The sequence below is a fragment of the Cetobacterium somerae genome, from assembly GCF_022430525.1.
Lineage (GTDB): Bacteria > Fusobacteriota > Fusobacteriia > Fusobacteriales > Fusobacteriaceae > Cetobacterium_A.
Genome location: NZ_CP092520.1, coordinates 112,047 through 136,183, shown reverse-complemented (window position 1 = coordinate 136,183; position 24,137 = coordinate 112,047). Strand labels below are relative to the sequence as shown.

18 protein-coding genes and 1 pseudogene are annotated in these 24,137 nt (G+C 26.3%); 1 reads left to right on the top strand and 18 read right to left on the bottom strand.

All coding sequences use genetic code 11. The annotated features are described in order from the left end of the window. Positions 1–17: 17 nt before the first annotated feature. From MKD34_RS09690 to MKD34_RS09655, 8 genes are all read right to left on the bottom strand, one after another. Complete coding sequence (locus MKD34_RS09690; protein WP_240221150.1) at positions 18–770, bottom strand: creatininase family protein; 753 nt, start codon at positions 768–770, stop codon at positions 18–20. 12 nt (positions 771–782) lie between these two features. After that, on the bottom strand, positions 783–2,294 hold the full coding sequence (locus MKD34_RS09685; protein WP_240221148.1) for a glutathione ABC transporter substrate-binding protein: 1,512 nt from the start codon (positions 2,292–2,294) through the stop codon (positions 783–785). 137 nt (positions 2,295–2,431) lie between these two features. Then, complete coding sequence (locus MKD34_RS09680; protein WP_240221146.1) at positions 2,432–3,916, bottom strand: mannitol dehydrogenase family protein; 1,485 nt, start codon at positions 3,914–3,916, stop codon at positions 2,432–2,434. 5 nt (positions 3,917–3,921) lie between these two features. After that, complete coding sequence (gene uxuA, locus MKD34_RS09675; protein WP_240221144.1) at positions 3,922–4,995, bottom strand: mannonate dehydratase; 1,074 nt, start codon at positions 4,993–4,995, stop codon at positions 3,922–3,924. Positions 4,996–5,014: 19 nt separating this feature from the next. Continuing rightward, positions 5,015–6,031, bottom strand: a complete 1,017-nt coding sequence (locus MKD34_RS09670) for a zinc-binding alcohol dehydrogenase family protein (RefSeq protein WP_240221142.1) — start codon at positions 6,029–6,031, stop codon at positions 5,015–5,017. 12 nt (positions 6,032–6,043) lie between these two features. Next, positions 6,044–7,318 (bottom strand): TRAP transporter large permease, encoded by a 1,275-nt coding sequence (locus MKD34_RS09665; RefSeq protein WP_240221140.1) that lies wholly within the window; start codon positions 7,316–7,318, stop codon positions 6,044–6,046. Beyond that, positions 7,309–7,821 (bottom strand): TRAP transporter small permease, encoded by a 513-nt coding sequence (locus MKD34_RS09660; RefSeq protein ID WP_240221138.1) that lies wholly within the window; start codon positions 7,819–7,821, stop codon positions 7,309–7,311. Before MKD34_RS09660 ends, MKD34_RS09665 begins: the two co-directional genes overlap by 10 nt. Before the next feature lie 14 nt (positions 7,822–7,835). Next, positions 7,836–8,813: a TRAP transporter substrate-binding protein gene (locus MKD34_RS09655; protein ID WP_240221136.1), complete on the bottom strand. Its 978-nt coding sequence runs from the start codon at positions 8,811–8,813 to the stop codon at positions 7,836–7,838. A 213-nt stretch (positions 8,814–9,026) separates the two neighbouring features. Here MKD34_RS09655 and MKD34_RS09650 point away from each other — a divergent pair, with 213 nt between their 5' ends. Next, positions 9,027–9,710: a GntR family transcriptional regulator gene (locus tag MKD34_RS09650; protein ID WP_240221134.1), complete on the top strand. Its 684-nt coding sequence runs from the start codon at positions 9,027–9,029 to the stop codon at positions 9,708–9,710. A 226-nt stretch (positions 9,711–9,936) separates the two neighbouring features. Here MKD34_RS09650 and MKD34_RS09645 read toward each other — a convergent pair whose 3' ends face one another. The 10 genes and pseudogenes from MKD34_RS09645 to MKD34_RS09600 form a co-directional block, all read right to left on the bottom strand. Then, entirely contained in the window at positions 9,937–10,368 is a 432-nt protein-coding gene (locus MKD34_RS09645) for a VanZ family protein (protein WP_240221126.1), read from the bottom strand. A 72-nt stretch (positions 10,369–10,440) separates the two neighbouring features. Then, positions 10,441–13,089, bottom strand: a complete 2,649-nt coding sequence (locus MKD34_RS09640; protein ID WP_240221124.1) for an amidohydrolase family protein — start codon at positions 13,087–13,089, stop codon at positions 10,441–10,443. Then, positions 13,086–16,169 carry a transcriptional regulator gene (locus MKD34_RS09635; protein ID WP_240221122.1) on the bottom strand — a complete coding sequence of 1,028 codons (3,084 nt, stop codon included), beginning with the start codon at positions 16,167–16,169 and terminating at the stop codon, positions 13,086–13,088. The genes MKD34_RS09640 and MKD34_RS09635 overlap by 4 nt, the downstream gene beginning before the upstream one ends. Before the next feature lie 92 nt (positions 16,170–16,261). Next, positions 16,262–16,713, bottom strand: a pseudogene (locus tag MKD34_RS09630) (phosphoglucosamine mutase); the annotation flags it as partial. 842 nt (positions 16,714–17,555) lie between these two features. Beyond that, positions 17,556–18,719 (bottom strand): lipopolysaccharide biosynthesis protein, encoded by a 1,164-nt coding sequence (locus tag MKD34_RS09625; RefSeq protein WP_240221114.1) that lies wholly within the window; start codon positions 18,717–18,719, stop codon positions 17,556–17,558. A 69-nt stretch (positions 18,720–18,788) separates the two neighbouring features. Continuing rightward, complete coding sequence (locus MKD34_RS09620; protein WP_240221112.1) at positions 18,789–19,649, bottom strand: AAC(3) family N-acetyltransferase; 861 nt, start codon at positions 19,647–19,649, stop codon at positions 18,789–18,791. After that, complete coding sequence (locus tag MKD34_RS09615; RefSeq protein ID WP_240221110.1) at positions 19,646–20,923, bottom strand: O-antigen polymerase; 1,278 nt, start codon at positions 20,921–20,923, stop codon at positions 19,646–19,648. Before MKD34_RS09615 ends, MKD34_RS09620 begins: the two co-directional genes overlap by 4 nt. A gap of 40 nt (positions 20,924–20,963) precedes the next feature. Further along, complete coding sequence (locus MKD34_RS09610) at positions 20,964–21,824, bottom strand: FAD-binding protein (RefSeq protein WP_240221108.1); 861 nt, start codon at positions 21,822–21,824, stop codon at positions 20,964–20,966. A 13-nt stretch (positions 21,825–21,837) separates the two neighbouring features. Then, positions 21,838–22,953 (bottom strand): polysaccharide pyruvyl transferase family protein, encoded by a 1,116-nt coding sequence (locus MKD34_RS09605; protein WP_240221106.1) that lies wholly within the window; start codon positions 22,951–22,953, stop codon positions 21,838–21,840. A gap of 64 nt (positions 22,954–23,017) precedes the next feature. Next, the gene (locus MKD34_RS09600; RefSeq protein WP_240221104.1) at positions 23,018–24,136 is read right to left on the bottom strand and encodes a glycosyltransferase family 4 protein; all 1,119 of its coding nucleotides are present in this window, start codon (positions 24,134–24,136) and stop codon (positions 23,018–23,020) included. Between the last annotated feature and the right edge of the window lies 1 nt (position 24,137).

Below are 24,137 nucleotides of genomic sequence, written 5' to 3'. Positions count from 1 at the left end.
CTTTAATTTATTTAAATTTATTCTGCTTTTTTAAAACTTTCAATAAACTCCTCGATATAACCTATCACATCTACAAGTATTCGCTCTCCAAGATCTACTGTTGAATTTTTAGGATCATAAGGTCCTATCCAACCATTCGGAACAACGCTTTTAAAACTTCTCATTATTTTAACATTTCCATTTTTATAGTTATGAAGTGTTATGTACTTATTAGTTATTTCATCTGATAACTCATTTATTACTAATGGTTCACAATATTCTAAATTTACAGAACCTCTATCTATTGCCATAACTGTGCTAGTTTCTTGGATATCTCCATGACCACCATCATAATCTGGATTTAAAAGTTTGGCTAAATTCCACCAATCAATAGTTGCTACTAACCCACCTTTTTCAAAAGTGTCTAGTCCCACTTGATCTAAAGCTGATATATTTCCGCCATGACCGTTAACAAATATAAATTTCTTTAATCCACTATTTAATAAAGAGTCCACAATAGAATTTAGAATATTTATAAGATTAGTACTTCCTATATTTATAGTTCCTGGAAAATCTTTAATTGATTGACAGTTCCCATAAGGTATTGGAGGAAGAGTTAAAACATCATCTCTATAAGATAGTTTTGATACTATATAATCTGGTATTATGTAATCTGTTCCAAGGGGAGCTTGAGCTCCATGATACTCAATACTTCCAATGGCTATTATAGCTATTGGAGATTTCTTCATAAAGTTTACAACATCTTTAGCTGGAGTATTTGATATATTCATAGTTCACCTCTTTTATTTATTAGAAAATTCTACATTATATAAATCAAAATATCCTGTAGGATGTAGAACAAAATTTTCTACATATTTTTGAGTTGCAACATTTTGATTGTTATAAACCATAGTTACAGATGGTATCTCCTCTTGAATTATTCTTTGAGCCTCTTTATAGTTAGCCATTCTTTTCTCTTGATCTGTTGAAACTCTTGCTTCATCAAGAAGTTTATCCACAGTAGCATTTGAATAGAAAGATCTATTTCCTGGTCTTCCATGAGCTGAACTATGGAATACTGGGTACAGACCATAATCAGGATCTCCTGTTACAGTTATCCATCCTAAAATATACATATCGTGTTCTCCTGCAGCAGTTCTATCTATATACGCTCCCCATTCAAGAGTTTCAATAGTTGCATCAATTCCAATTGTTTTAAATTGGTCTTGTAAAATTGTTGCTATATCTTTTCTAATTGTATTATCACTTATCCAAATAGAAGTTTTAAATCCATTTGGGTATCCTGCTTCTGCTAAAAGATTTTTAGCTTTTTCTACATTATACTCATAATTTTTAACATCTTTATTATACCCTGGAATTTTTGGACTCAATGGTGAATTCCCTGGAACTGCAGTATTTTTATATGCAACCTCTATTATATCATCAACATTTATAGCATGAGCAATAGCTTGTCTTACTCTTACGTCATCAAAAGGTTTATGCTGAGTATTTAATCCTAAGTAAGCATTTCCTAAAGATTGTTCCATTAAAAACTTTAAACTCTCATTACTTTTTATCTTATCTATGTCAACTGGTTCAACATCGTAAACTATATCAGCTTCACCAGTCTCTAAGGCTATTGTACGATTTGTTCCTTCTGGAATAGACTTTATTATAACACTTTCTATTGGTGTTTTTCCCAAATAATAGTCAGGGTTAGCTTTTAAAAATATTCTATCTCCTGCTAGCCATTTATCAAAAATATATGGTCCTGTTCCAACTGGGTTTTGGTCATATTTTTCACTAGAATTTGTTACTGCTTTTTCATTTAATATAACAGCTCCAGGATGGGATAAGTGACTAAGAAGTGGTCCAAAACCATCTTTCGTTACTATCTCCACTGTATAATCATCAATAACATTTACTGCCTCTATCTCACTTATAAGAAATGAAACAGTTGGCTGATTTTTCATTCTATCTAATGTGAATTTAACATCTTTCGCTGTTAGCGTCTCTCCATTATGAAACTTCACATTTTTTCTTAAATTAAAAATAGTTTTTCTTTCATCAATTTTTTCCCAACTCTCTGCTAACCCAGGAACAATATTCATATCCTTATCTTTTTTTAACAGTCCATCATAAATTTGATTATAAACTCTTACCGTTGGAGTATCAATAGCTTTTTGTGGATCCATTGTTCTTGCATCTGACCCTTGAACTATAACAAGAGGTTTTTCCTCTTTCTTCTCCTCCTTTTTTTCACATCCTAAAAGAGTAAGTATCCCAATAATTAATAAAAATATTTTTTTAATCATAATCCCCTCCCACTTTTTAAAAAACTTTTTTTATTTTTAAGGATAATGATAACATATTTTTATACAATTGTCTTATATAAGAATATAATAAGGTTTATATATTGAATAACTAATTTGAAAAAGGAAAGAGCTGTAGATTACTCTACAACTCTTTCTAAAGTTTTTCTAACTCCTCCTACCTCTCCAACCATACCTAAAAAGTATTCTTCGATTATTTCTGATAAACCAACAGCAACTAAATCCACTCCGAATATACTCTCATTAGATAGAATTTTATTTAAACTTCCTTTTTTATAACTACTTAAATTTAAATATTCTATCCCTTTTAAGTTTTCTCTTAATTCTTCTAACAGTGGATCACTACTTAAAGCCATCTCAGCTCCATTGTCATCAACACCCATTAAGTATCTCATCCATCCTGCTATAACTAAAGGAATAAATCTCATTTTTTTCACATCTAACTTCTCATCTTTCAAATACGCTTTTATAGTCTCTCCAAATCTAATGCCAACTTTTTGAGATGTATCTGTTGCTATCCTTTGTGGTTGATCTGGTATAAACGGATTTGAAAAACGCTCATCTAAAACCTCTTCTAAAAACTCTTTAGGATTAATTATTTTAGGGTCTTCTACAACTATCAAAGATTCTTCATATCCTAACCTTCTCACTAAAGTATTTAATAAAGAATCTTTCATACAATCAGATATAGTCTTCTTATTTAATAAACATCCAAATATAGCTAACGTCGTATGTAAAGGATTTAAACAAGTTGTAACTTTCATTCGTTCAACTTTTTCAACAGATTCTCTATCAGTTAATATAACCCCTGCTTCTTCGAACTTCGGTCTTCCATTTGGAAATTTATCTTCTACAACAAAATACTCTGGTACCTCTGCATTTACAAATGGTGCTGTATAACTATTTTTTTTAGTCACTATTATATCCATATTTGAGAATCCTAAATTTTCTAAAAACTCTTTAATCTCTGGTGATGGTCTAGGTGTAATTTTATCTATCATCGTTATTGGATAACTTACTTTTTTCTCATCCTCTAAGTAATTTAAAAACTCTTTCTCCACTAAACCATTTTTTAGCCATTCATTGGCTACTGTTTTTACAGCCTCTTTTATTTTATCACCATTAGCAGAACAGTTATCCATACTCAAGAGAGCTATTGGAGCCTTATTTTTCTTATAACGTAAATATAGTAAAGATGTTATTTTTGCCATTAAATGATTTGGATCTATTACTCCATTTTTTAAATTATACCCTTTTTCAGTTATTGTAAAGCTTATGATTTGTAAATCTTTACTTGTGCAGATCTCTTCTAATCTTTCACAATTTTCAGCTGTTGCATCAATACTTTCAACTATACTCGTTATTACTTCTGGCTTAAATTTTCCCTCTTTATCTAAAGTAACTAGAATCGTTTCATTGTTATATGGCTTAAATACCTTTTCAATAATTTCACCATCATAAGTTTCAGCTACAACAATACCTGTACTCTCTAATCCTTTTTCAATTAAAGTTTGTTGAACTTTTCCCATATATCCTCTAAATATATTCCCTGCTCCAAAGTGTAACCACTTAGGATTTTTTTGAGATATACTGTCTTTTTCCATAAGCATTACCCTCTCTTCTCTTGTCTATTTAAACTATCCCATATTCCCCACATGTACATTATTCCAAGAGCTCTATCATATAATCCATATCCTGGTCTACACTTCTCTCCCCAAATATGTCTTCCGTGGTCTGGTCTTGCATACCCCTCAAATCCAGCTTCATGATAAGCCTTTACAACATCATATATATCTATAGATCCATCACATGTTCTATGTGAAGTTTCTATAAAATCTCCATTTTCATATATCTTTACATTTCTTATATGAGTAAAAGGTATTCTATCAGAAAACTCTCTTACTATAGATGGGATATCATTCTCTGGACTTGCACCTAATGAACCTGAACAAAGAGTTAATCCATTTGATGGACTATCAACTAACTCTAATAATCTTTTCAAATTCTTCCCTGACGTCATAAGTCTTGGTAACCCAAATATTGACCAAGGTGGATCATCTGGATGAATCGCCATTTTTATACCATTTATCTCTGCTACAGGTACTATCTGCTCTAAGAAATATCTTAAATTTTCCCATAACTTCTCTTCGTCAACTTCCTTGTATGCTTCAAATAGACTTTCTAATCTTGCAAATTTTTCAGGTTCCCAACCTGGCATTGTATATCCTTCACTTCCTTTACTTACACTTTTTATAAGTTCCATAGGATCTACATCTTTTACTTTTGCATTTTCATAAAACAGTGCTGTTGATCCATCTTCTAACTCTTTAAAAAGATCTGTTCTTGTCCAGTCAAATACTGGCATAAAGTTATAACAAATTACTTTTACTCCAACTTTGGCTAAATTTTCAATTGTTTTTTTATAATTTTCAATATATTGGTCCCTTGTTGGTAATCCTAATTTTATATCCTCATGAACATTTACACTTTCAACTACATCTATATGTAATCCTGCTTTTTCAGCTTGTTCTTTTATCTCTAATATTCTATCCATTGGCCAAACATCCCCAACTGGAACATCATGTAGTGCCCAAACTATCCCTTCCACTCCAGGAATTTGTTTAATTTGAGATAACTCTACACTATCATTTCCCTCTCCATACCATCTAAATGTCATTTTCATGTTGTCTTTCTCCTTTTATTTAAAATGTAAGTACTATTTTACAAATTTCATTTGGTTTATTTTCTATTAAATCCATCGCTTTATCTACCTCTTTAAAAGGGATAACATTTGATACTAATTTTTTAGCTTGTAATTTCCTATCATTAAATAGCTCTACAACATTTGCAAATTTATATGTCTGATGTCTTGAACCTCTAACATCTAACTCTTTTATAGTTATACCTAACTGAGCAATTTCTGAAGTGTCTTTAGAAAATCCTAAACACATAACTCTTCCAGCTACAGATGTTATTTCAATAGCCTGCTCAAATGTTTTTGGTAAACAAACTGCATCTATTGTTACATTTGACCCCATTCCATTAGTTATCTCTCTAACTTTAGTTAAAGGGTCTTCTAAATTTGGATTAATTACATAATCAGCACCTAACTCTTTAGCTACTTTTAATCTTTTTTCATTAAAGTCTGAAATTATACAAATTCCACCTTTTAATTTAGCCATCTCTAAAACACATAGTCCTATTGGTCCTGCACCAATTATAAAAACATAATCTCCTTTTCTTATATCTGCTCTCCAAGTTATTTGATCAGCTATTGTGTATGGTTCTATCATAGCTGCTTCTTCCCAAGAGATTGAACTGTCAAATTTAAATATATTTTTTCTAGGAGCTACGTAATATTCTTGAAATCCTCCATCTACATGACATCCTCTAACTTTAAGAGATGAACATGCATTTGGTCTTCCTGACTTACATGCATAACATTCACCACATGCAATCATCGGTTCAACAACGACTTTATCTCCAATCTCTAAATCTTTTACACCCTCTCCAACACCTATAACCTCTCCAACCATTTCATGTCCTATTACTCTTGGATAAGTTGCCACTGGAGAAGTTCCATGATAAATATGAACATCAGAACCACATATTCCTGCTGCCTTTATTTTTACTAGTACGTCTGTTGCCTCAGATATTTTAGGTATTTCTCTTTCTACAATCTGTAATTCTTTTGGTTTAGATACTATTATCGCTTTCATTTGAACTCCTTTTTATCCTAATATTAAATTTGGTAAATATAAACTTATTGCAGGAATAAATGTTACCATTCCTAATACCACTAAACTAATTAATAAAAATGGAACTATCGCTTTTATTGCTTCGCCCATAGATATTTTTCCAATACTAGAAGCTACAAATAAACATACCCCTACTGGTGGTGTTGTAAGTCCTATTATTAAATTTAAAACAACCATAACTCCAAACTGAATTGGATTCACTCCTAAAGGTATAACTATTCCAAGTAAAACTGGAAATAGTATAACTAATGCAGCTATTGTTTCCATAAATGTTCCCACAAATAAAAGAAGTAGATTTATAAGTATTAAAACAATATATTTATTTTGAGATATTCCTAAAACCCCTTCTGCTATGGCTTGAGGAACTTGTTGGCTTGTTAAAATCCATGCAAATATATTTGCAAATCCCACTAATAACATAATAGCTGATGTTCCAACCATTGAATCTAAAAGTATTTTTGGTAAATCTTTAAATTTCAACTCCTTATATATAAACTTTCCAACTATAACAGCATATAACACAGCTGCTATCGATGCTTCTGTTGGAGTAAAGACTCCTCCTAAAATTCCAAATAGAATTAAAACTGTAAGCATAATTGCCCAAAAAGCATCTTTAAAACAGTTAATTTTTTCTTTTAAGGTTACTTTAACTCCTTGAGGATGATTTTTCTTTATAGATATTCTATAAGAAACTGCCATCATCCCTAGACCTAAAAGTAATCCTGGAATAGCTCCTGCTAAAAACATTTTTGATACTGATATCCCTGTTAGAGTTCCAACTATAATCATTGGTAAGCTTGGCGGGATTATTGGTCCAATTGTTGAGGATGCTGCTGTTACTGCTACTGCATAGTCAGGATTATATCCTTCTTTTTTCATAGCTGGAATCATTATTCCACCAATACTAGCTGTATCAGCTAAAGCTGTTCCTGATATTCCTGCAAAAACCATCGATGATCCAATATTTGCTAATCCTAATCCTCCTCTAATATGTCCGACAAAGGCGTTACAAAATTTTATAATTCTTTCAGTTATTCCTCCACCATTCATAAGATTTCCAGCCAATACAAACCCTGGAATACAAAGTAGAGTGAATGAATCTATTCCAGCATACATCTTTTGAGGTATTACAACTAAAGGTATATCGCTCAGCAAAAGATAAACAAAAGATGATAATCCTAAGCAAAAAGCTACTGGAACTCCTATGAATAAAAGTATAAAAAATACTCCAAATAACATTAATTCCATTCTACTCTCCCTTCTTCTAAATTAATTGCACTTATTTTTATATCTGACTTTTTAGTAATTTTATCTTTAAGAATCTGTAATCCATATATTAATAAGAATACTCCTGAATAACAGATTGTTCCATAAGATAGATACATTGGAATTCCCATAGCTGGTGATGTTTGTTTTAATCCTAACTCACCAAATGTAAATCCTTCATAAGCTATTATTAGGAAAAAAATATTTAATAAAACATATGTTATTATTTCTAATACATGTTGTAGTTTTTTATTTAGTTTAACTAATAAAATATCTACTCTAACAAATTCATTTCTTTTTAAAGCTAAGGGTGCTGCTGTCATAATCGAATATATAAATAAAAATCTAGAAAGCTCCTCTGTCCAAGAGGGTGCTTTTGGTAAAAAAAATCTAGCAAATACTTGTAAAAACACAACTAATATCAGCATTAAAAAACTAATAATAACCATACATTCCAATGTTTTTTCTATATATCCTTTTTTCATAATCCCATCCTTTCTTATTTTGTATTAACTATTTTTAAATATAGCTCATACTGCTCTGGTGTTAAAATATTTTGCATCTCTGGCATTATTTTATTCTGATACTCCTCTTTGTTTACTGATACAATTTTCATTCCTTTATCTAATAAGTTCTGTCTAGATGTAGTTACAAACTCTTGGAACTTACCTTGTGCAAACAGTTGAGCTTCTTCCGCTGCTTCTAAAACTGCAGTTTGTTGCTCTGGTGTTAGTTTATTAAACTGCTTTTCACCAACTGTTGCATATATCCATTGGATTACATGTTCTGTTTCATAAGCATACTTTTGAACTTCATAAAATCCTAAACTATATATTAAATCATATGGATTTTCTTGTGCATGTATTGTATTTTGTTGAAGAGATGTAAATACCTCTTGTAATGACATTGGAGTTGGTTTAGCTTCTAACTTTTCCCAAGTTTTTACAAAGATTGGAACATCTGGAACTCTAATAATCATTCCTTTTAAATCTCCAACAGATTTTATCTCTCTATTCGTTGTAAGGTTTCTTGGCGCTCTCTCATGATAATAAAGTGGAATTAATCCTGCATTTGTTTGAATATTTTCTTTTATCTCCTGCCCTATCTCACCATTTAGTACTGTATTCATATGATTTAAATCTCTAAAAGCATATGGAACAGCCATTAGTGCTGCTTTTGGTGCCCAGTTTTGTAATGTTTCTCCAGTTAAAACCATATCTAAAGTTCCTAATCTTACGCTATTAATCATATCTGTTTCTGATCCTAATTGACCATTTGGAAAAATTTTAACTTTTACCTTTCCATTTGTTTTAGTTTCTACAGCTTCAGAAAATTTAACTGCTGTTTCATGCCAAATATGATCTGTATTTGCATTGTGCCCTAACTTCCACTCCACTGTTTTCTCTTTACTACCAAAAAAAGAAAAACTAACTGTTGCTATAAATAAAAATAAAACTAAATTAAAAAATTTTCTCATAACTTTATAACCTCCATTTTTACTTTACTTTCAACTTGTATATTAATATATATACTTCTTATTTGTTTTTTTGTCAAATTTTTTGTTCGTTTTTTATATTTATATTTTGAAATTAACCCATTTAAAATATAAATATAGTTCTAACATTGCTTATTTTTTACAAAAATGCTAATATACAAGTTGAGAAATACGAAATTTTGGGAGGATTTTTTTATGATGAAATTCGCTTTAAAAAATTTAAAAGAAAGTAACCGTGAATATGTTTATAGAACTTTAAAAGAAAATATTATAAATTTTTCTTATGTTCCAGGAGATATGATTAGTGAGCCTGAGATTTGTTCACTTTTTAATATGAGTAGAACTCCTATTAGAGAAGCTTTTATTAAGTTATCTGAAGATAACTTGGTAAATATCTATCCTCAAAAAGGAACTTTTATATCTAAAATTAGTACCTCTCGATTAGATGAGGCTATGTTTATGAGAGAATCTCTTGAGAAATCTGTATTTAAAGTTGCACAAGAAAAATTAACACCAGAAGATATAATTGAGTTAAAAAAATTAGTTAAATTTCAAGATGGAATTTTAGAGTTTGGAAGTGATATTAAAGAATTTTTTTATTTAGATAATCAATTTCATGCTACTATTTTTAATAAATGTGGATTTTCAAGTATCTGGAACTCTATTGAAAATATTAGCCAAGATTATAATAGATTTCGTTTTTTAGACACAATCTCTAAAATAAACGCTACTAAAGTAATTGAGCAACACAGTCAGATTATAGAAGCTCTCGAAACAAAAAATGAAGAGTTGTTTAATCAGATAATTTCTGAACATCTTAGAAATATCTGCCCTCAACTAGAGTTATTTAAAGAGAAATTTCCTAATTATTTTGAATAAAAAAAAATTGCAGAATTATTATTCTGCAATTTTTTTAACAAAATATTCTATATTTGTAATACATTTTTAGAACATGTCCTTATTCGGCTTTTTATACTCTTGTATACTATTTTTTAACTCTATGACTACTAATTAGGCCAATTTCAAACGAACGCCTTAAATCTCAAATTAAAGAGTCATTTTTATGGACTTTTGTGTATAAAATAGTACCATCAACTTTTCAGCCTTATTTTACAATACTTTCATTATAAAAGTATATATTTCTAGTATAAGCGGTCGTTTTTACTACTAAAATTCCACTTGTTCCACCTAAAGTATCTATACATACATCTTTAAAAGAAGTCCCTCTTCCAGGTATAAAACTTTGATGAAACTCGTCACTAATAGCATATAGTATTACAAATCCCACTATTTCTAAAATCTCTCTTTTTCCTGCTTTTTCTCTACTTAGTAGTAAACTCATTCCTAAAACCATATATATAAAAAAGTGAGCATTTTTTCTAATATTATATTTTATTCCTTTACCTATAACTTTATTTACTTGTTTTTTTACATATGTTGATTGTCTAGCTGACTCTTTGGCATCTTGATGAGAAAACCAAAATATAGAAAGCATTACAGCTATAGATAAAAATTTAAAAACTTTCTCTTTTTTCATTTACTCATCTCCTTTATTTATGTCAAAAGGCAGAGCATCAAACTCTACCTCTAACTATAATTTTATAATTTATTAATATTTATTTAAAGTCTCTATTATTTCGCATAACTCAATTATAGTTTTATCTAAATTTTGCTTTTTATCATCTATAAAACTACTATTCATACCATACTCTCTTACCTTATCTATCCATCTCAAAACTACCTCTTTTGGATACCCCTCATTTATCAAAGAATAATATATATAAGCAAACTCATTACTTAATATAGAATTAAAAACAGATGGATCATCACTATTTATACTAACCATTAAATATTTATAATTTTCATCATCTTTTTCATACTCTAATCTATTTAAATTAGTTATATAGTGTTCAAAAATACTTTTTAACTCCCCTATTGCCATATTTGACGTTGGATTAGTTTCTATTATTATCCCATCTTCAGATATTTTTTTCAAAACTAATTTTTGAAGCTTTTCAAATATCTCTATCTCCTCTTTTTTTATTCTTATTTGAATAGGTTCATTCATTCTACACAAATATTTTTCACAGTGATATGCTTTTAATAGACTTTCTAGTGTCCATATTTGATTTTTATCTTTAAAGCACAAAACTCTTTCAAACCTCTCTCTTCCTAACTCTTCAATATTTGAATCTACTGATATTAAACATGGACTATAACCTTTTGTGCTAATATCTTCTACATGAAATTTTTCAAACTTCTTACAATACATCTCCCATAAATTAAATATTGTTATCCCATCCATTTTCCCATATATATCTTTTCCTGTGTCAAAAATTAATTTCTCCAAATAAGTAAGATTCATTTCTAAGATACGTTCTCGACTTTTTCCCCACATCCAAATTAAATTTTCAAAATATTCTACTCTAGGAAGTATTATTACTGGATGATGTTCACACCATCTTTTCATATCTACACCTAAGGCTATCCCATGACCTATTCTATCACCTGAATGATATTTAAAATATTTCATAGTTTCATCTATTCTTCTTATGCCTGTTATAATATGTCTAAAATCCTCTCCTGCATGAAAAGAAAAACCTAAACTTTTTATTCCTCGTCCACTATCACATCTATAACCATTATCACTATCTCTTATCCCATCATAAATAGATGTAAATACCCAAGGCTCTGTATTGTTCTCAATGCTTGCACCATCTACTCCTACAATATATTTTGATAGATTTCTAATTTTTCTTAATTCTAAAATATTCTTTTTTTCTTTTTCATATTGAATTATATTTTTATTAAAATTTAATAATCCGTGCTCTGACTTATTTTTACACTTTTTATACCAACATTTTTGAAGTTTTGATTGATCTCTACTTTTAATAAAATGGTATATTATACCTATTTTTGGAAAATCTATATCTCCGTCAAAAAACTCACTTTCTAAAACTTTTTTATAACTCTGAAAAATAGCTAATAACTCTTTTTTCATAATGTCAAATGATGTACTTGGTGAAATTCTAAATTCAACTTTTTTTAAATTAGAATCTTTAAATTGAGTTCTAATTCTATGCTCCCACCAATATTCATCTTCATCAGCACCTATTTTTGTTGACCTTTTAAAATAATTAGTAAAAATATCTAAACCTTTAACTTTATTTCCTTGAACCATAATTTTAAAATAAACATTTTTTACTTTTAAATAATCAAAGAAACATTCTAAAAATATTTTATCTTTATTTTCACCTAAATCTAAATAGTTTAAACACTTCATTAAAAAAATATTTTCTTCATTTGTTTTTAACTCTTCTATATCTTCCTCTTTCCAAATATATCTTAAAATATCACCATTTTTTAGCTTTTCAAACTCTTCAACCGTAAAATTTCCATTAGAAATTATATTCTCTTTTAACTTATGAAAAATTTCTTCCAACTCTTGAGTATTTCCATCTTTTATCTCTTTGTATTCTAATTTATAATATATGTCCTTTCTTTTCTCTTTTAGATATCTTTTGAAATCTAACTCATCTTCATCTCTTTTACATATAAAATCCGCTAATAAAATTCTATATATAGCTGCTAAAACTTTAAATTTCTCTAACTTTTCAAATTTTCCCAGTATTCTATCTTCATAAAAACTTTCATTTCTATTTTTTAATCTCATTAAATTTTTCCAAGAGTTATAAAAATCTGTTGAAGCAGATGCATGAAGATGAGTTTCAGAGATACCTTTTTTTAGTATTGAATTTAACTGCTTATCCTCTAATTTTATTATAGATGAATAGTTTTTCAAGTTTTCTAAATCATTTAGTTTATTTGCCCTTAAAAATAAAACTCCAATTATATCTGTTGGAATTATTCGTGTTAAACTATTCCAAATTAAAACTTTTTCCACACTGTCAAAAGCTTTAAAAATGTCTTTTTCACTATTCCAATATTTAAAAGTTATTTCACCATCTCTATGAGTTAAAAAACTTTCACTAAAAGATTTTAAAAGTTGTAAATATCTCTTCTCCGGATTATCTTTTAACTTTTGAAAAGATAATCCATAAAATTTTTTAAATGTTAATTCTAATTCATCTAAATTTAAAATTTCTATTTCTTTATTTAATATAGGATATAATTCATTTAAAACTTCGCTAATATTCTTGGAATTTTTAAAGATATCATTTTCAAAAAACTCTATATTTCTAAAAGGAGATAGTATTGTGTTCAATGTTCTATCTATATATTTTGTATCTATTTTCATTTTTTACTCTCACTAAATAAGTTTTTTAATTTTGTTTTAGTCTTCAAACTCTTTTCTAAACTCTTTAACTTCTCTTCTCTAGACCCAGCTATTTTTATTTTACTTTTCTCCATCTTTTCTTTTAGCAGCATCTTAAATAAGTTTAAATAAACTTTTAAATTTATATAATTAGAATCTGATACAAACTCTTCATACTCTATATTCATAAATTGTTCCCTACTCATATTTATATTTTTTAATATATAATTTTGTACATAAATTAACTCTTTATTTATTACATCTTTTCCTTGATTTAAAGAAAGTCCTCTTATATTCTTAATACTATCTTTAGATAACTTTAAGAACTTCATTGGATTTATATAGTTATTTAAATTAAGTAATCTTGAATATGCACTCTCTTTTATAATATTTAAAATTACCTCATCTTTTATTGACAAGATTTCTTTACTTAAAATAAGTCCATTTTCCAATTCAAAAATTCTTTCATCTATATCATCTAACATCTGTGATATCTCTTTTAATGGTTTGCTTTTAAACAGTGACTCATATAAATAGTGATTCAGCTCTTTTTCGTATATTTCAATATAATTCTCTCTAATTTTAAGAAAACTTGAATTTAATTCTGCTTTTACATCTATTTCATTACATTTTGAAGTTTCATTTAAGACCATATAATGGATTTTAAGAAAATCAAGTTTATTTACTATTTCACGTATTTTCATCACTCTTTGTAAATTACCCTCTTCATTTTGTATACTTTTCTCGATCTTTTTTATCTGTTTTTCTACTGCCTCCATTGAATTACTCTCTAAAATTATCCCTAAATTTTGTAACTCTTCATCTAACTTTAAAGTATTAATTTTAAACTCTCTGAACAATCCACCTCGAATTATCTTACTTAACTCAACAAAATCTCCAATTTCCAAATTATTCGAATATTCTTGTTTTAAATCATTTATTAATCTAGTTCTTTTTTCTCTTTGTTCATCAATATTTATATCTTTTCTTAAAAATATATTTTTCCACTCATCTTCTAACTCAATTATTTCCTGTAATTTATTATCTAATTCAAACTCTAAAAGTTCTGCAGTATTTAGTATATCTCTTACATCTTTTCTCATATTTTCCAACTTTTCAATTAGACTAGTATCCATTATATTCATACTACCTAAACCAAACTCTTTAAAATTACTCTCTAAGCAACGAGAGCTTTTTTCTGAAAGTAGTTCGTAGTTATTTTTTTTCTTTATTCCACCACATATTTTTTTCCATTCATCCAAATTAATATTTAAAGGTTCCTCTATAATATCTCTAATCCCATCTACTAAACACAAATTTTGAAATATAAATTCCATCTCTTTTCTAACTTGATTTTCCTCTATCTTATTACTATTCTGAAGTTTTTCAATAATTCTTTTAATCTTCTCTTTATTATAAATTAGATTTTCACAAAAATAATCAGGAATAGATTGCCCTTGTAAAATTAAAGTTAAACTTTGAACGTAAGCACTTATAAAATCACTCTCCTCTATTTTTCTATTCCCTAGCTCTTTTCTTATGAGATGAAACAATTCAATATTTTTTACTAAATCACTCTTAGTTAAGAATATATCATACATCTCTTTAGAACTGTATGATATCGAAGCTAGGTTTAAATTCGTTTTAAAATATTCTACAAAATAGTTTAAAATCTCTTTTTCATATATAGTTTGATTCTCATTTATTAATTCATCTATAAAAACCATTAAATACAGTTTCAATAAATTTTGTTCAGAGAAATCTTTAAAACTAAATTTTTCAAAATTAACTATTACTTTTTTATCTTGAATCTCTATTAACTCCTCTATGCTTTCTTTTTCTATATTCAATATACTAGATGAATCAATTATAATATTTAATATTCTTTTTATAAAAAGATTTTTATTCTTCTCATCTAACTCTTCATATTTTTTAGCACTCTCTAAAAAATAGTATATATTCATAAGTCCTCTAGGTTTTGAATCTAAAAGATCATAATAGATATTATTAAAATTATTTCCTAATTTTTCTTCAATTAAGTTTTTTAATTTAAATTTATTGTCATCTAGCTTACCATATTTAAAGTCTTTCTTTTCATCTAAATTATATTTTTTTAGTTCATACCTTAAAGCTGGCGATAGTACTTTTTTCAAATAATCATACGCTAATGTCTGTCGAACTTCTAAAGCAGTACATTTTTCAAAAGTTTCATTCAATAAGTCTTTATACAACAATCCATCATCTTTTAAATATTTTAGTGTTATTGTCTCTTTAAATGTTGAATAATCTCCTGCTACAAAAACAACTATATTTGCATGAGAAAGATATCTCATTATTGTTTCTAATACCATTAAACATTTTTTATTACTTATATCTACGTCATCAAAAAATATATGTATTAATGGCTCGGAAGCATTGTTTTTATTTACGTTTTTTTTATACTTTACATACTCATCTATAAAATCTTTAAATTTTTTAGAAAGATTTATATCCTCTTTTATTACCTCTCCATTTCTTTCTATGTACTCTGTTATAGAGTTATCACTATTTATACTATTTTTATAACTTTCACTTCTTATAAAAAAAGATTTTTTTAACTCTTTAAATTTCATTAATACTGGATTAATTTTACAATTCTTTTCATAATAAAACAGTTGCCTATTTTCTTTAAAATCCTCTTCTATCTTCTCAACTAAATTTGAAAAATAAGCAATTATCCACCCTATTGCACTTGAATTTCCCTCCATATCTTGTGGAACTATCAGCTGTAAAATAGTATCATTCTTATATTCTTCTTTATTCTTATAGTGCTCCATCAGTCTATATTTCAAACTTAATTGAACAGACGTTTTTCCTGCTCCTCTTTCTCCTAATATTGAAAATACATTATTATGATGTTTCTCAAACTCAGGTTCCTCTTTTAATATTGAGTCTTCTTCATCTTTTCTTATCGAGCTATCTCTTATTTTAACAATCTCTGAAAATATATCTTCCCAATTTGGCAACAAAACTTCTAACTCTTTATCTGACAAATTTCTTGCTCCTATTTTTGTATTGCTCATTTATTGTCTCTCCTTTTATTTTATATTTTTACTTTGTAGTTAAAAAGGTAGAGCTTTTTACTCTACCTATAACCAAAATCTTATATTTTTTCTTAAACTAACTCTTTTTCAACAACTTCAGCAATCTCTTTTGCTACTCTGTTCACTGTTGCCATCTCTTTTCCTTCAACCATTACTCTTACTATTGGTTCTGTTCCAGATGTTCTTACTAATACTCTTCCTAAACCTGCCATCTCTAACTCTTTTTCTTGTATAAACTTAACTATCGCTTCATTTTTATTCCATAGATTTTTTTTACTATTATCTACTCTAACATTTATTAATAGTTGTGGCAATCTACTATTTCTCCTACCAGTTCATCTAATGATTTTCCTGAATCTCTTATAGCTTCTACCAGTTTAACAGATGTTAGTACTCCATCTCCTGTTGTTCCAAAGTCTGATAATATTATATATCCTGACTGCTCTCCACCTATATTTACATCAAGTTCTTTCATTTTTTCAAGCACATATCTATCTCCAACATTAGCTCTTATTAGATCTATGAAAAGATTGATTAATATGAAAACTACTGTTACAGTTGATAATAAAAATTCTTTTTCCAACCATAAATTAATGAATGGTAATATTAATTATATATATAAACTATAAAAAAGTTACTGATAACATATAAATTGAGTATAACTCTCTTCAAATTCATATATTTTATCCTTACTATTTTTAGCTATAAACACTCCTATTTTTTGGAGTATATTTGTTGTAAAATAAAATAGGCAGTCATTACAAAGTCAATTTTTCTGTATTTACAAAAGTATGAGGGTCGTTTAGAGTAAAAAAAGCTATTCTTAACAACAAGTATCTTTAAAGTACCCAATTTAAGATAGCCTATTTGAATATTTAAAATTTGATATACTCTCTAAAAAGAATAAAAGACTGAATTTATATTAAAAATAAAATTTAAAATACTCGAAATATTATTTTTCTTAATCCTTAAACTTCCTGGTAATATACTTTCACGCTCTTTAGAAACAATAGCTGATATTGTGTCTCTATAAGTAACTCTTCTGAAATCTCTACCATATATAATCTCTCACAATATTTGTTCATTCTCTTAGTATTCATCTCAGGTCTAAAAAATCGTATCTCTCTATTTTCTTCTATATATCATCATTCTCTCAAAAACTTTCTGTCCATAGTGAAATATAAAAGATACTAGTCCAAAGGGAACTATTGAAAAGTTATACTTCACTTTCTCAACTTCATAATCCATCTGGAACATATAATTTATAAAATTTTTTCCAAATTGCAAATTTTTAAAATAAAGTTTAATTTTTAAACCCTCTTTTTCTATAATATTTATTTTTATATTCTTCTCTTTAAATATTTTTTAATGCTCTTTTCTTTTTTTATAAATACTTATCATTAAAATGAATTTAAGTATTGATGACATCAAAGCTGCAAAACAAAAGCCATATATCCCATAATACTTTACTAGTAATAATGAAAGAACAATGTAATTAAAATTATTAAAAATATTAATCCACATCTGCCATTTAATATCACAAAATTTCATAATTATCGGATTTATTACATTACTCAACATCAAAATTATTGATGTTAAAGTTGTTATATATATTAACTTCATCGCCTCATTTACATACAACGGATATAAAATTTTTAATAACGGTTTACTTACAACTATTATTATAAAATAACTTATTCCACCTAAAATAGCAGAAAATATTACCAAAAAGTCAAAAGAGTTTTTTTCAATCTTTTTCATTTTTGATATATAAGTTAGTAATACATTGTTTATTGGTCCAATCAATAGTGACAAAGTTTTTCCTAAGAGACTTGATACATAGTAAACAGTAACAATCTTTCCTCCCAATATTGGAAATAATATTAATCTATCTATATATGAACTAGCTGTCCCTAAAAATGAAGCCACTAATATCGTACTACTATGTTTAAAGGTTTCTTTAAATAATATGGTTTTTCTATATGATTCACTTAATATATTGGACCTTTTCAGTATCGATATTAAACTAATCATTTCTCCAAAGATATAAACAACTTCCCATTTCTTAGTATATATAAATACAATTACACCTATAAGATAACCGATTATTAAAAAAATATTACTATTTAAAATTCCAGTATAATTTATTTTTAATCTAAAAGACACTAAAGTGTATTTTCTAATTAGTTGCAAATTCGACAAAAAAACAACCAACAATATATTAAGACTGTTGAATTTATCTTCATATAAATATGTCCCTACACTAACTACTATACTATTAATCATACAATAAGCAACCAATAATATGTTAAAATCTCCAACTGTATTTTTTTCTGTATATTCAGAATTTTTTAATAATCTAGAATTCGTTAAAGCTATGCTCAAAGATTGGGTTGATAGAGTCACTAAGCTTATTATTGTTAACATTAAACCATAAGTTGCCTCATCATATTTTCTTCCAATAATTGGTAATAATATAAATTGTAAAAATAATATTGGAATAAATGAAGCAATTATATTTACAAACATATCTTGACTCACTTCTTTTATTTTTTTTGATTTTATTTTTTTTAGTATTTTTCTCTCCTTTTTTATAAACTATTTATAACAATAAATTCCTTTTTCTGCAAATTCTCTTGCTTTTTGAAATCCTTCTTTTGCATCAATAATAACCATTTCTAAATTTGATATCTTTTGATATCTTTTATTTTTTATCTCTCTAAATATTTTTTTAAAATTTTTATTATTATTTGAATGTCCACTTTTCCTTGTAATCATCTTTTTTGAATATTCTTGATCCTCTATTACGAGTTTTGAATTATAAACGTTACTTAATAAACTCTCAAAATATTTATTATTTTCCATTAGCTCTGCACTAACACAATGAAATAAAGATATTTTAGTAGGTTCTTTTCCTAATCCTAAGAATAATATTTTTGAATTATCTAATTTTATAAACTTTGAGTATGGGGAATATTTATCAAATCCATATTTACTAAAAAAATGATCTTTTGTTAAATATTTTGAATTTTTTCCATAAGCAGACATTGAAAAATGAGTACAATGACTTCTTAAAGTTCCTGGTAATTTTCTAAAAATTTCTGTTATAACGCCTGCATTTGATTTACTTTTATTTACATCAAAATATCTTATATTCTCTCCATAAGATGGCATAATTAAAGTTCCATCTTCTCCTAAAATTTCTTTTAAAACTTCTATTACATCTTGTGGTGTTCCTAAAAAATTGTAAAATTGTCTCCAAGATGAATGGACTATCAAATTATCTCCAGCTCTCACACCTAGTTTTTGAATATTTTCTTTCAACTTCTCTTTAGTTATTTTTGATTTATAAAATTTTTTTTGAATATTTATTTTTTTTCTTTCAATTCCACTATTAATAGTCTCATTTTTTTTTAAATTTAATATTCTTCTTATAAAACCTCTTATTTGACTTTTCATATTTTTCTCCTATATTTTTTAAGTTTTCTTCGTTTTTCTAAAAAATATAACGTTATGCATAATCCAATTAAACCATGAGTTAATAAAATTGTAAAATAAAATGAACTAATAAAAATAAAAGCCAAGGTTATAGCAGGTGTTAATAATATTTTATCTTCCAACCCTTCAGCACAAGAATCTAATATTTTTAGTATAAATATTATTGCTAGGGGCATTAGAAAAATTCCAAAAATTCCAAAATTTGCATATGCATCACTAAATAAACCATTATTTGCACCCATTTCAGGTTTATTAAAATAAATATCACCTATCATATTGTCTATCGGTGGATATTCAGATTTTTGATTTAAATATCTCAAAAAACTTTGTTTTAAATAATCAGGAGTATTCTTTTTAAAAAAATCGTAATAATAATAATTAAGTAAATTAGGAACAAAAAATACTCTCCTTATAAAATAATTTATTATTGTATATGTTTTTAATATATACACTTCTAACACTCCTAAAAAATTAAAACTAATAAAGATCCAAGGAAGTAACTTTAAATATTTTTTTTTATAAAACATATTAAATATTACTGCTAATAAAGTCGTCGTCAAAATTGTTTTTGAACCATTAATTGAGAAACTTAATATCTGAATAATGAAAATCAATATAGAATACTCATATTTTTTCTTTGTTAAATAATATGCTAATAAAAGAGGATTTATAGATTTTGAAGCTGAATATATATATCCTAATATTATAGGTATTTTAAAAGTTTGAGCTTCACTTCTTAATTCATAAACATTATGAAAGTTTATTTTAAATCTAAACCCTGTATATCTTCCTGAAATAAATACTATTGTTCCAACTAAAATAAAAACTATAAACATTAAAATTTTCTTATTCGTATTTTTTTTAAATACTTTTTTTATTTTTATTTTTGGTATCATAATATAAAAAACGAATATTAGCATCCAATAACTTAAACATTGAACAATAAATTTTTTTTCCATTGGGAAATATGCTACCATTGTTGTAAATGGAATATATGAAAGATATACTAATAGCAACACAATTATACTTGAAAATGTATTTTTTTTATTTAATTTTCTAATAAACGGAATTATTAAGACTACTAATAAATAAGATATAATTAAATTAAAATTATTAATTAGAACTTTAAATCCTGAATATCCAAAAATTTTTCCAATTAAATTTACATATATATAATCTGTAGTTATTTTAAACATTAATAATGTTAATATTAATCCTATTACATTTTTTTTCATCATTTTTCTCCTACTTTTTTCGGACTAATATTTTATATTTTTATTTCCAAAGAATAACCTCTGTTATAGCATTAAATCCTAAAAATTTATGTATTTTTTTTATTTTTTCTATTAAATTATATGCTTCTTTAAAACTTCCATTTCCATTATTGATAATCCAATTGGAAGTTTTTTTAGAAAAGTGAACTCCTTTTGAATTTCCTAACCCTATAAATTTTATTATTTGCATTAAATATTTATTATTTTGTCTAAAAACACTTCCAAAATTGTATCCTGAATTATCTTGGAGTCTTCTCACTAATTCCATTCTTGTTTTTTTTCTTTTGTCTGATTCTATTTTTTCCATTTTTTCAAAATTAAAAATAACTCCTATTACAAAAATTTTCTTTTCTTTACATACAGAATGTCTGTAACTAAAGTCACACTCACTTTTATTTAAAATTTTATTTTTTTTCTCTTCAAAATCATACACATGTAATTCCTCGATATAATCGCTTATTGATAATTTATGAATTTTTCCTCTTCCAGCATTCATGGCCACAGCTCCACCCACTAATGCTGGAAGTGAATATAAATATTCTATTCCTCCATAACTTTTATCATTAATAAAATTTATTAATTTTTGAAGAGGGACTGAAGCCCCTATATAAAATTTCCCATCCTTTATTTGCGATATTTCACAATTCATTTCTTTTAAAGAAATAACTTTTTTAAATACTTTTAAATCATTTATTAATAAGTTTGAACCACCACTAATTATATATAACGATTCTTCTTTTCCATAATTTTCTAATAAATCTGAAAACTCTTTTGGCGATTGTGGAAAATACATTTTTTCAGCTCTACCACCTATTTTTATAGTTGTATAGTTTCTTAACTCTTCATTTTCTAAAATTTTCATTATTTTCTCACTCCTAATTAAAAATCGAGTCTTTTAAAAATTTTACTGAACTCTTTATATATTTATCTAATTTTTCTTGAACAACTTCATAATCTATTGGAGTATTTATTTCTTTTTCTGTCATTCTTTCATTAAATATTCTATTCTCTAATCCAGTTATTCTAAGGATATTTAAAACTCTTTCATCTTTTCCTTTATCTCCAACCAATATAGCCACAAAAGGAACATTTAATATTATAGCCATTGCTATACAATGAAATGAAGCTGAAACTACTAATTCTGCATTAGCTATTGTTTCTATAAATTCAATAGGTGAAATTGAATAACTTATTTTTATTTTCGAACTTAAAAAATCATTTATTTTTAGATTTTTGCTTATTTTATATACTTTTTTATCTTCAATTTGATAATTTGTTTTTTCTATAAAATTTTCCCATTGATTAGGTTTATTTGTATATGAAAAGATATATTTAAATTTCGAAGGTTTAATATTACATAAAGATAACCATTCTTTTTTACTTAAAAGAAAAACTGGATCTAAAACTAATTGTGCTTTTCTGCCTGTTAATTCCTCAATCAATTCTATCCCACAACTTTCTCTACAAGAAATATTTTTTATATCTTTTAAATTTTTTATGTACAAATTTTTATATTCTTCGGGTATTGACGCTAATCCAAAACTAGAAGAATACGAAATTTTTTTACTCTTATTTTTTACAAACTCTAAAAGAAACGAAAAATCTCTACCATTATTTTTATAATTCCAAACTTGATCACTGCCTACGATAAATTTATCATATTTTTCATTTAAAGTTTCAGCTTCTTTCATATTCTTATATGTTTTTTTTGTGCATATTAAATTTTTATCATAAAATTTTAAAAATTTTTGCTTTCTAGATGATAAAAATATCCCTCCTAAAAAATATTTTAAAGATGAAATTATTTTTTTATTTTTTAATTGTTGAAAAGCATGATAATTAGTATTATATGCATTTTTTCTACTTTCATTAACATAATCTATTACTTCGCATTCTGCTCCAAGTGATTTTATAGCTTTTTGAGAAGCATAAACTTGTAATGCTGCTCCATAATTTATTGCATTATGAAATGTTAATAAACCTACTTTCATTTTTTCTCCTCACATACGTCTTTATAAGACATTATTTTAATTTTATCAATAATTAAATTAACTTTTATTTATTACTCAATTCTTTATAAAAATTATTAAGCTCTGCTGCTATGTTTTTCCAATTAAACATTCCAGAATTTTCAATACATCTTTTCGATATTAATTCATAATTATCTTTTATTTCTAATATTTTTTTTGCTATATAGTCTGCATCCATACTTGGAACAGCATTTCCTATATAACCATCTTCAAAAATTTCATCAAATCCTTGATTTTTAGAATAAATGACCGGTAATCCTTGTGTCATCGCTTCAGCATATACTCTTCCAAAAGTTTCATTTATAGATGGCATTACAAAGATATCATTTTTTCTGTATACTTCTAACAATTCCTCTTTGTTTAAATATTTTATTAGTTTTACAAAATTTTTAGTTTTTAAAATTTTAAAAATCTCTTTTTCTACTACTTGACCAACAATTGTAAATTCAATTTCATATCCAACTTTCCTTAGTATTTCTATTGCCTTTAGTGTTGTACTTAAATTTTTATTTTTATCTATTTTTCCTACACACAGAATTTTTATAATAAATTTATCTATTTTTTTTTCTTGAGTTAATCTATTATTTATCCAAAATTCTTCTAATCCATTACGTATTACAGAACTTTTTTCTTCTAATCTTATTTTTTGATTATCATTACAATATTTTTCTAAGTATAATTTTTTATATGGAATTGATAAAAATTGTACACCTAAAGAGTTTTCAATAATTTGATTAGCTATTTTTTTAAAATATGGTAATTTTAAAAAAATATTCATATCTGTATTTCTTACAGAAATAATATAAGGTATTTTAAATTGCTTATTAGCCAAATAAGCTACATACCCTCCATTAAAGAGAGTATGTGCATGTATCATTTCTATATTTTTTAAATTTACAGATTTTATTAATTCTTTAAAAATTTTTTTTTGTTTATAAAAATAAAAAAATCTATCCCATTTTGAAAAACATTCTCTATGAATTACTAAGTCGTCCATTATATTTTCATATTTTTTATCTATTTTTGTTCCATAAGATACTGCATTAAACGCAACAACATTTTTTCCAATTTTTTTTAAAGCTTCCATTAAATCCCTAAAAATCATCGCTCTATGATAATAAGTACACAAAAATAATATTTTCATT

Excerpts from the sequence above, each read along its gene's own strand:
- MKD34_RS09640 (WP_240221124.1), bottom strand. The coding sequence starts at position 13,089 with ATGAAAATAGATACAAAATATATAGATAGAACATTGAACACAATACTA.
- MKD34_RS09660 (WP_240221138.1), bottom strand. The coding sequence starts at position 7,821 with ATGAAAAAAGGATATATAGAAAAAACATTGGAATGTATGGTTATTATT.
- MKD34_RS09610 (WP_240221108.1), bottom strand. The coding sequence starts at position 21,824 with ATGAAAATTTTAGAAAATGAAGAGTTAAGAAACTATACAACTATAAAA.
- uxuA (WP_240221144.1), bottom strand. The coding sequence starts at position 4,995 with ATGAAAATGACATTTAGATGGTATGGAGAGGGAAATGATAGTGTAGAG.
- MKD34_RS09680 (WP_240221146.1), bottom strand. The coding sequence starts at position 3,916 with ATGGAAAAAGACAGTATATCTCAAAAAAATCCTAAGTGGTTACACTTT.
- MKD34_RS09620 (WP_240221112.1), bottom strand. The coding sequence starts at position 19,649 with ATGAAAAGTCAAATAAGAGGTTTTATAAGAAGAATATTAAATTTAAAA.
- MKD34_RS09645 (WP_240221126.1), bottom strand. The coding sequence starts at position 10,368 with ATGAAAAAAGAGAAAGTTTTTAAATTTTTATCTATAGCTGTAATGCTT.
- MKD34_RS09635 (WP_240221122.1), bottom strand. The coding sequence starts at position 16,169 with ATGAGCAATACAAAAATAGGAGCAAGAAATTTGTCAGATAAAGAGTTA.
- MKD34_RS09605 (WP_240221106.1), bottom strand. The coding sequence starts at position 22,953 with ATGAAAGTAGGTTTATTAACATTTCATAATGCAATAAATTATGGAGCA.
- MKD34_RS09600 (WP_240221104.1), bottom strand. The coding sequence starts at position 24,136 with ATGAAAATATTATTTTTGTGTACTTATTATCATAGAGCGATGATTTTT.
- MKD34_RS09670 (WP_240221142.1), bottom strand. The coding sequence starts at position 6,031 with ATGAAAGCGATAATAGTATCTAAACCAAAAGAATTACAGATTGTAGAA.
- MKD34_RS09655 (WP_240221136.1), bottom strand. The coding sequence starts at position 8,813 with ATGAGAAAATTTTTTAATTTAGTTTTATTTTTATTTATAGCAACAGTT.
- MKD34_RS09625 (WP_240221114.1), bottom strand. The coding sequence starts at position 18,719 with ATGTTTGTAAATATAATTGCTTCATTTATTCCAATATTATTTTTACAA.
- MKD34_RS09615 (WP_240221110.1), bottom strand. The coding sequence starts at position 20,923 with ATGAAAAAAAATGTAATAGGATTAATATTAACATTATTAATGTTTAAA.
- MKD34_RS09685 (WP_240221148.1), bottom strand. The coding sequence starts at position 2,294 with ATGATTAAAAAAATATTTTTATTAATTATTGGGATACTTACTCTTTTA.
- MKD34_RS09650 (WP_240221134.1), top strand. The coding sequence starts at position 9,027 with ATGATGAAATTCGCTTTAAAAAATTTAAAAGAAAGTAACCGTGAATAT.
- MKD34_RS09690 (WP_240221150.1), bottom strand. The coding sequence starts at position 770 with ATGAATATATCAAATACTCCAGCTAAAGATGTTGTAAACTTTATGAAG.
- MKD34_RS09665 (WP_240221140.1), bottom strand. The coding sequence starts at position 7,318 with ATGGAATTAATGTTATTTGGAGTATTTTTTATACTTTTATTCATAGGA.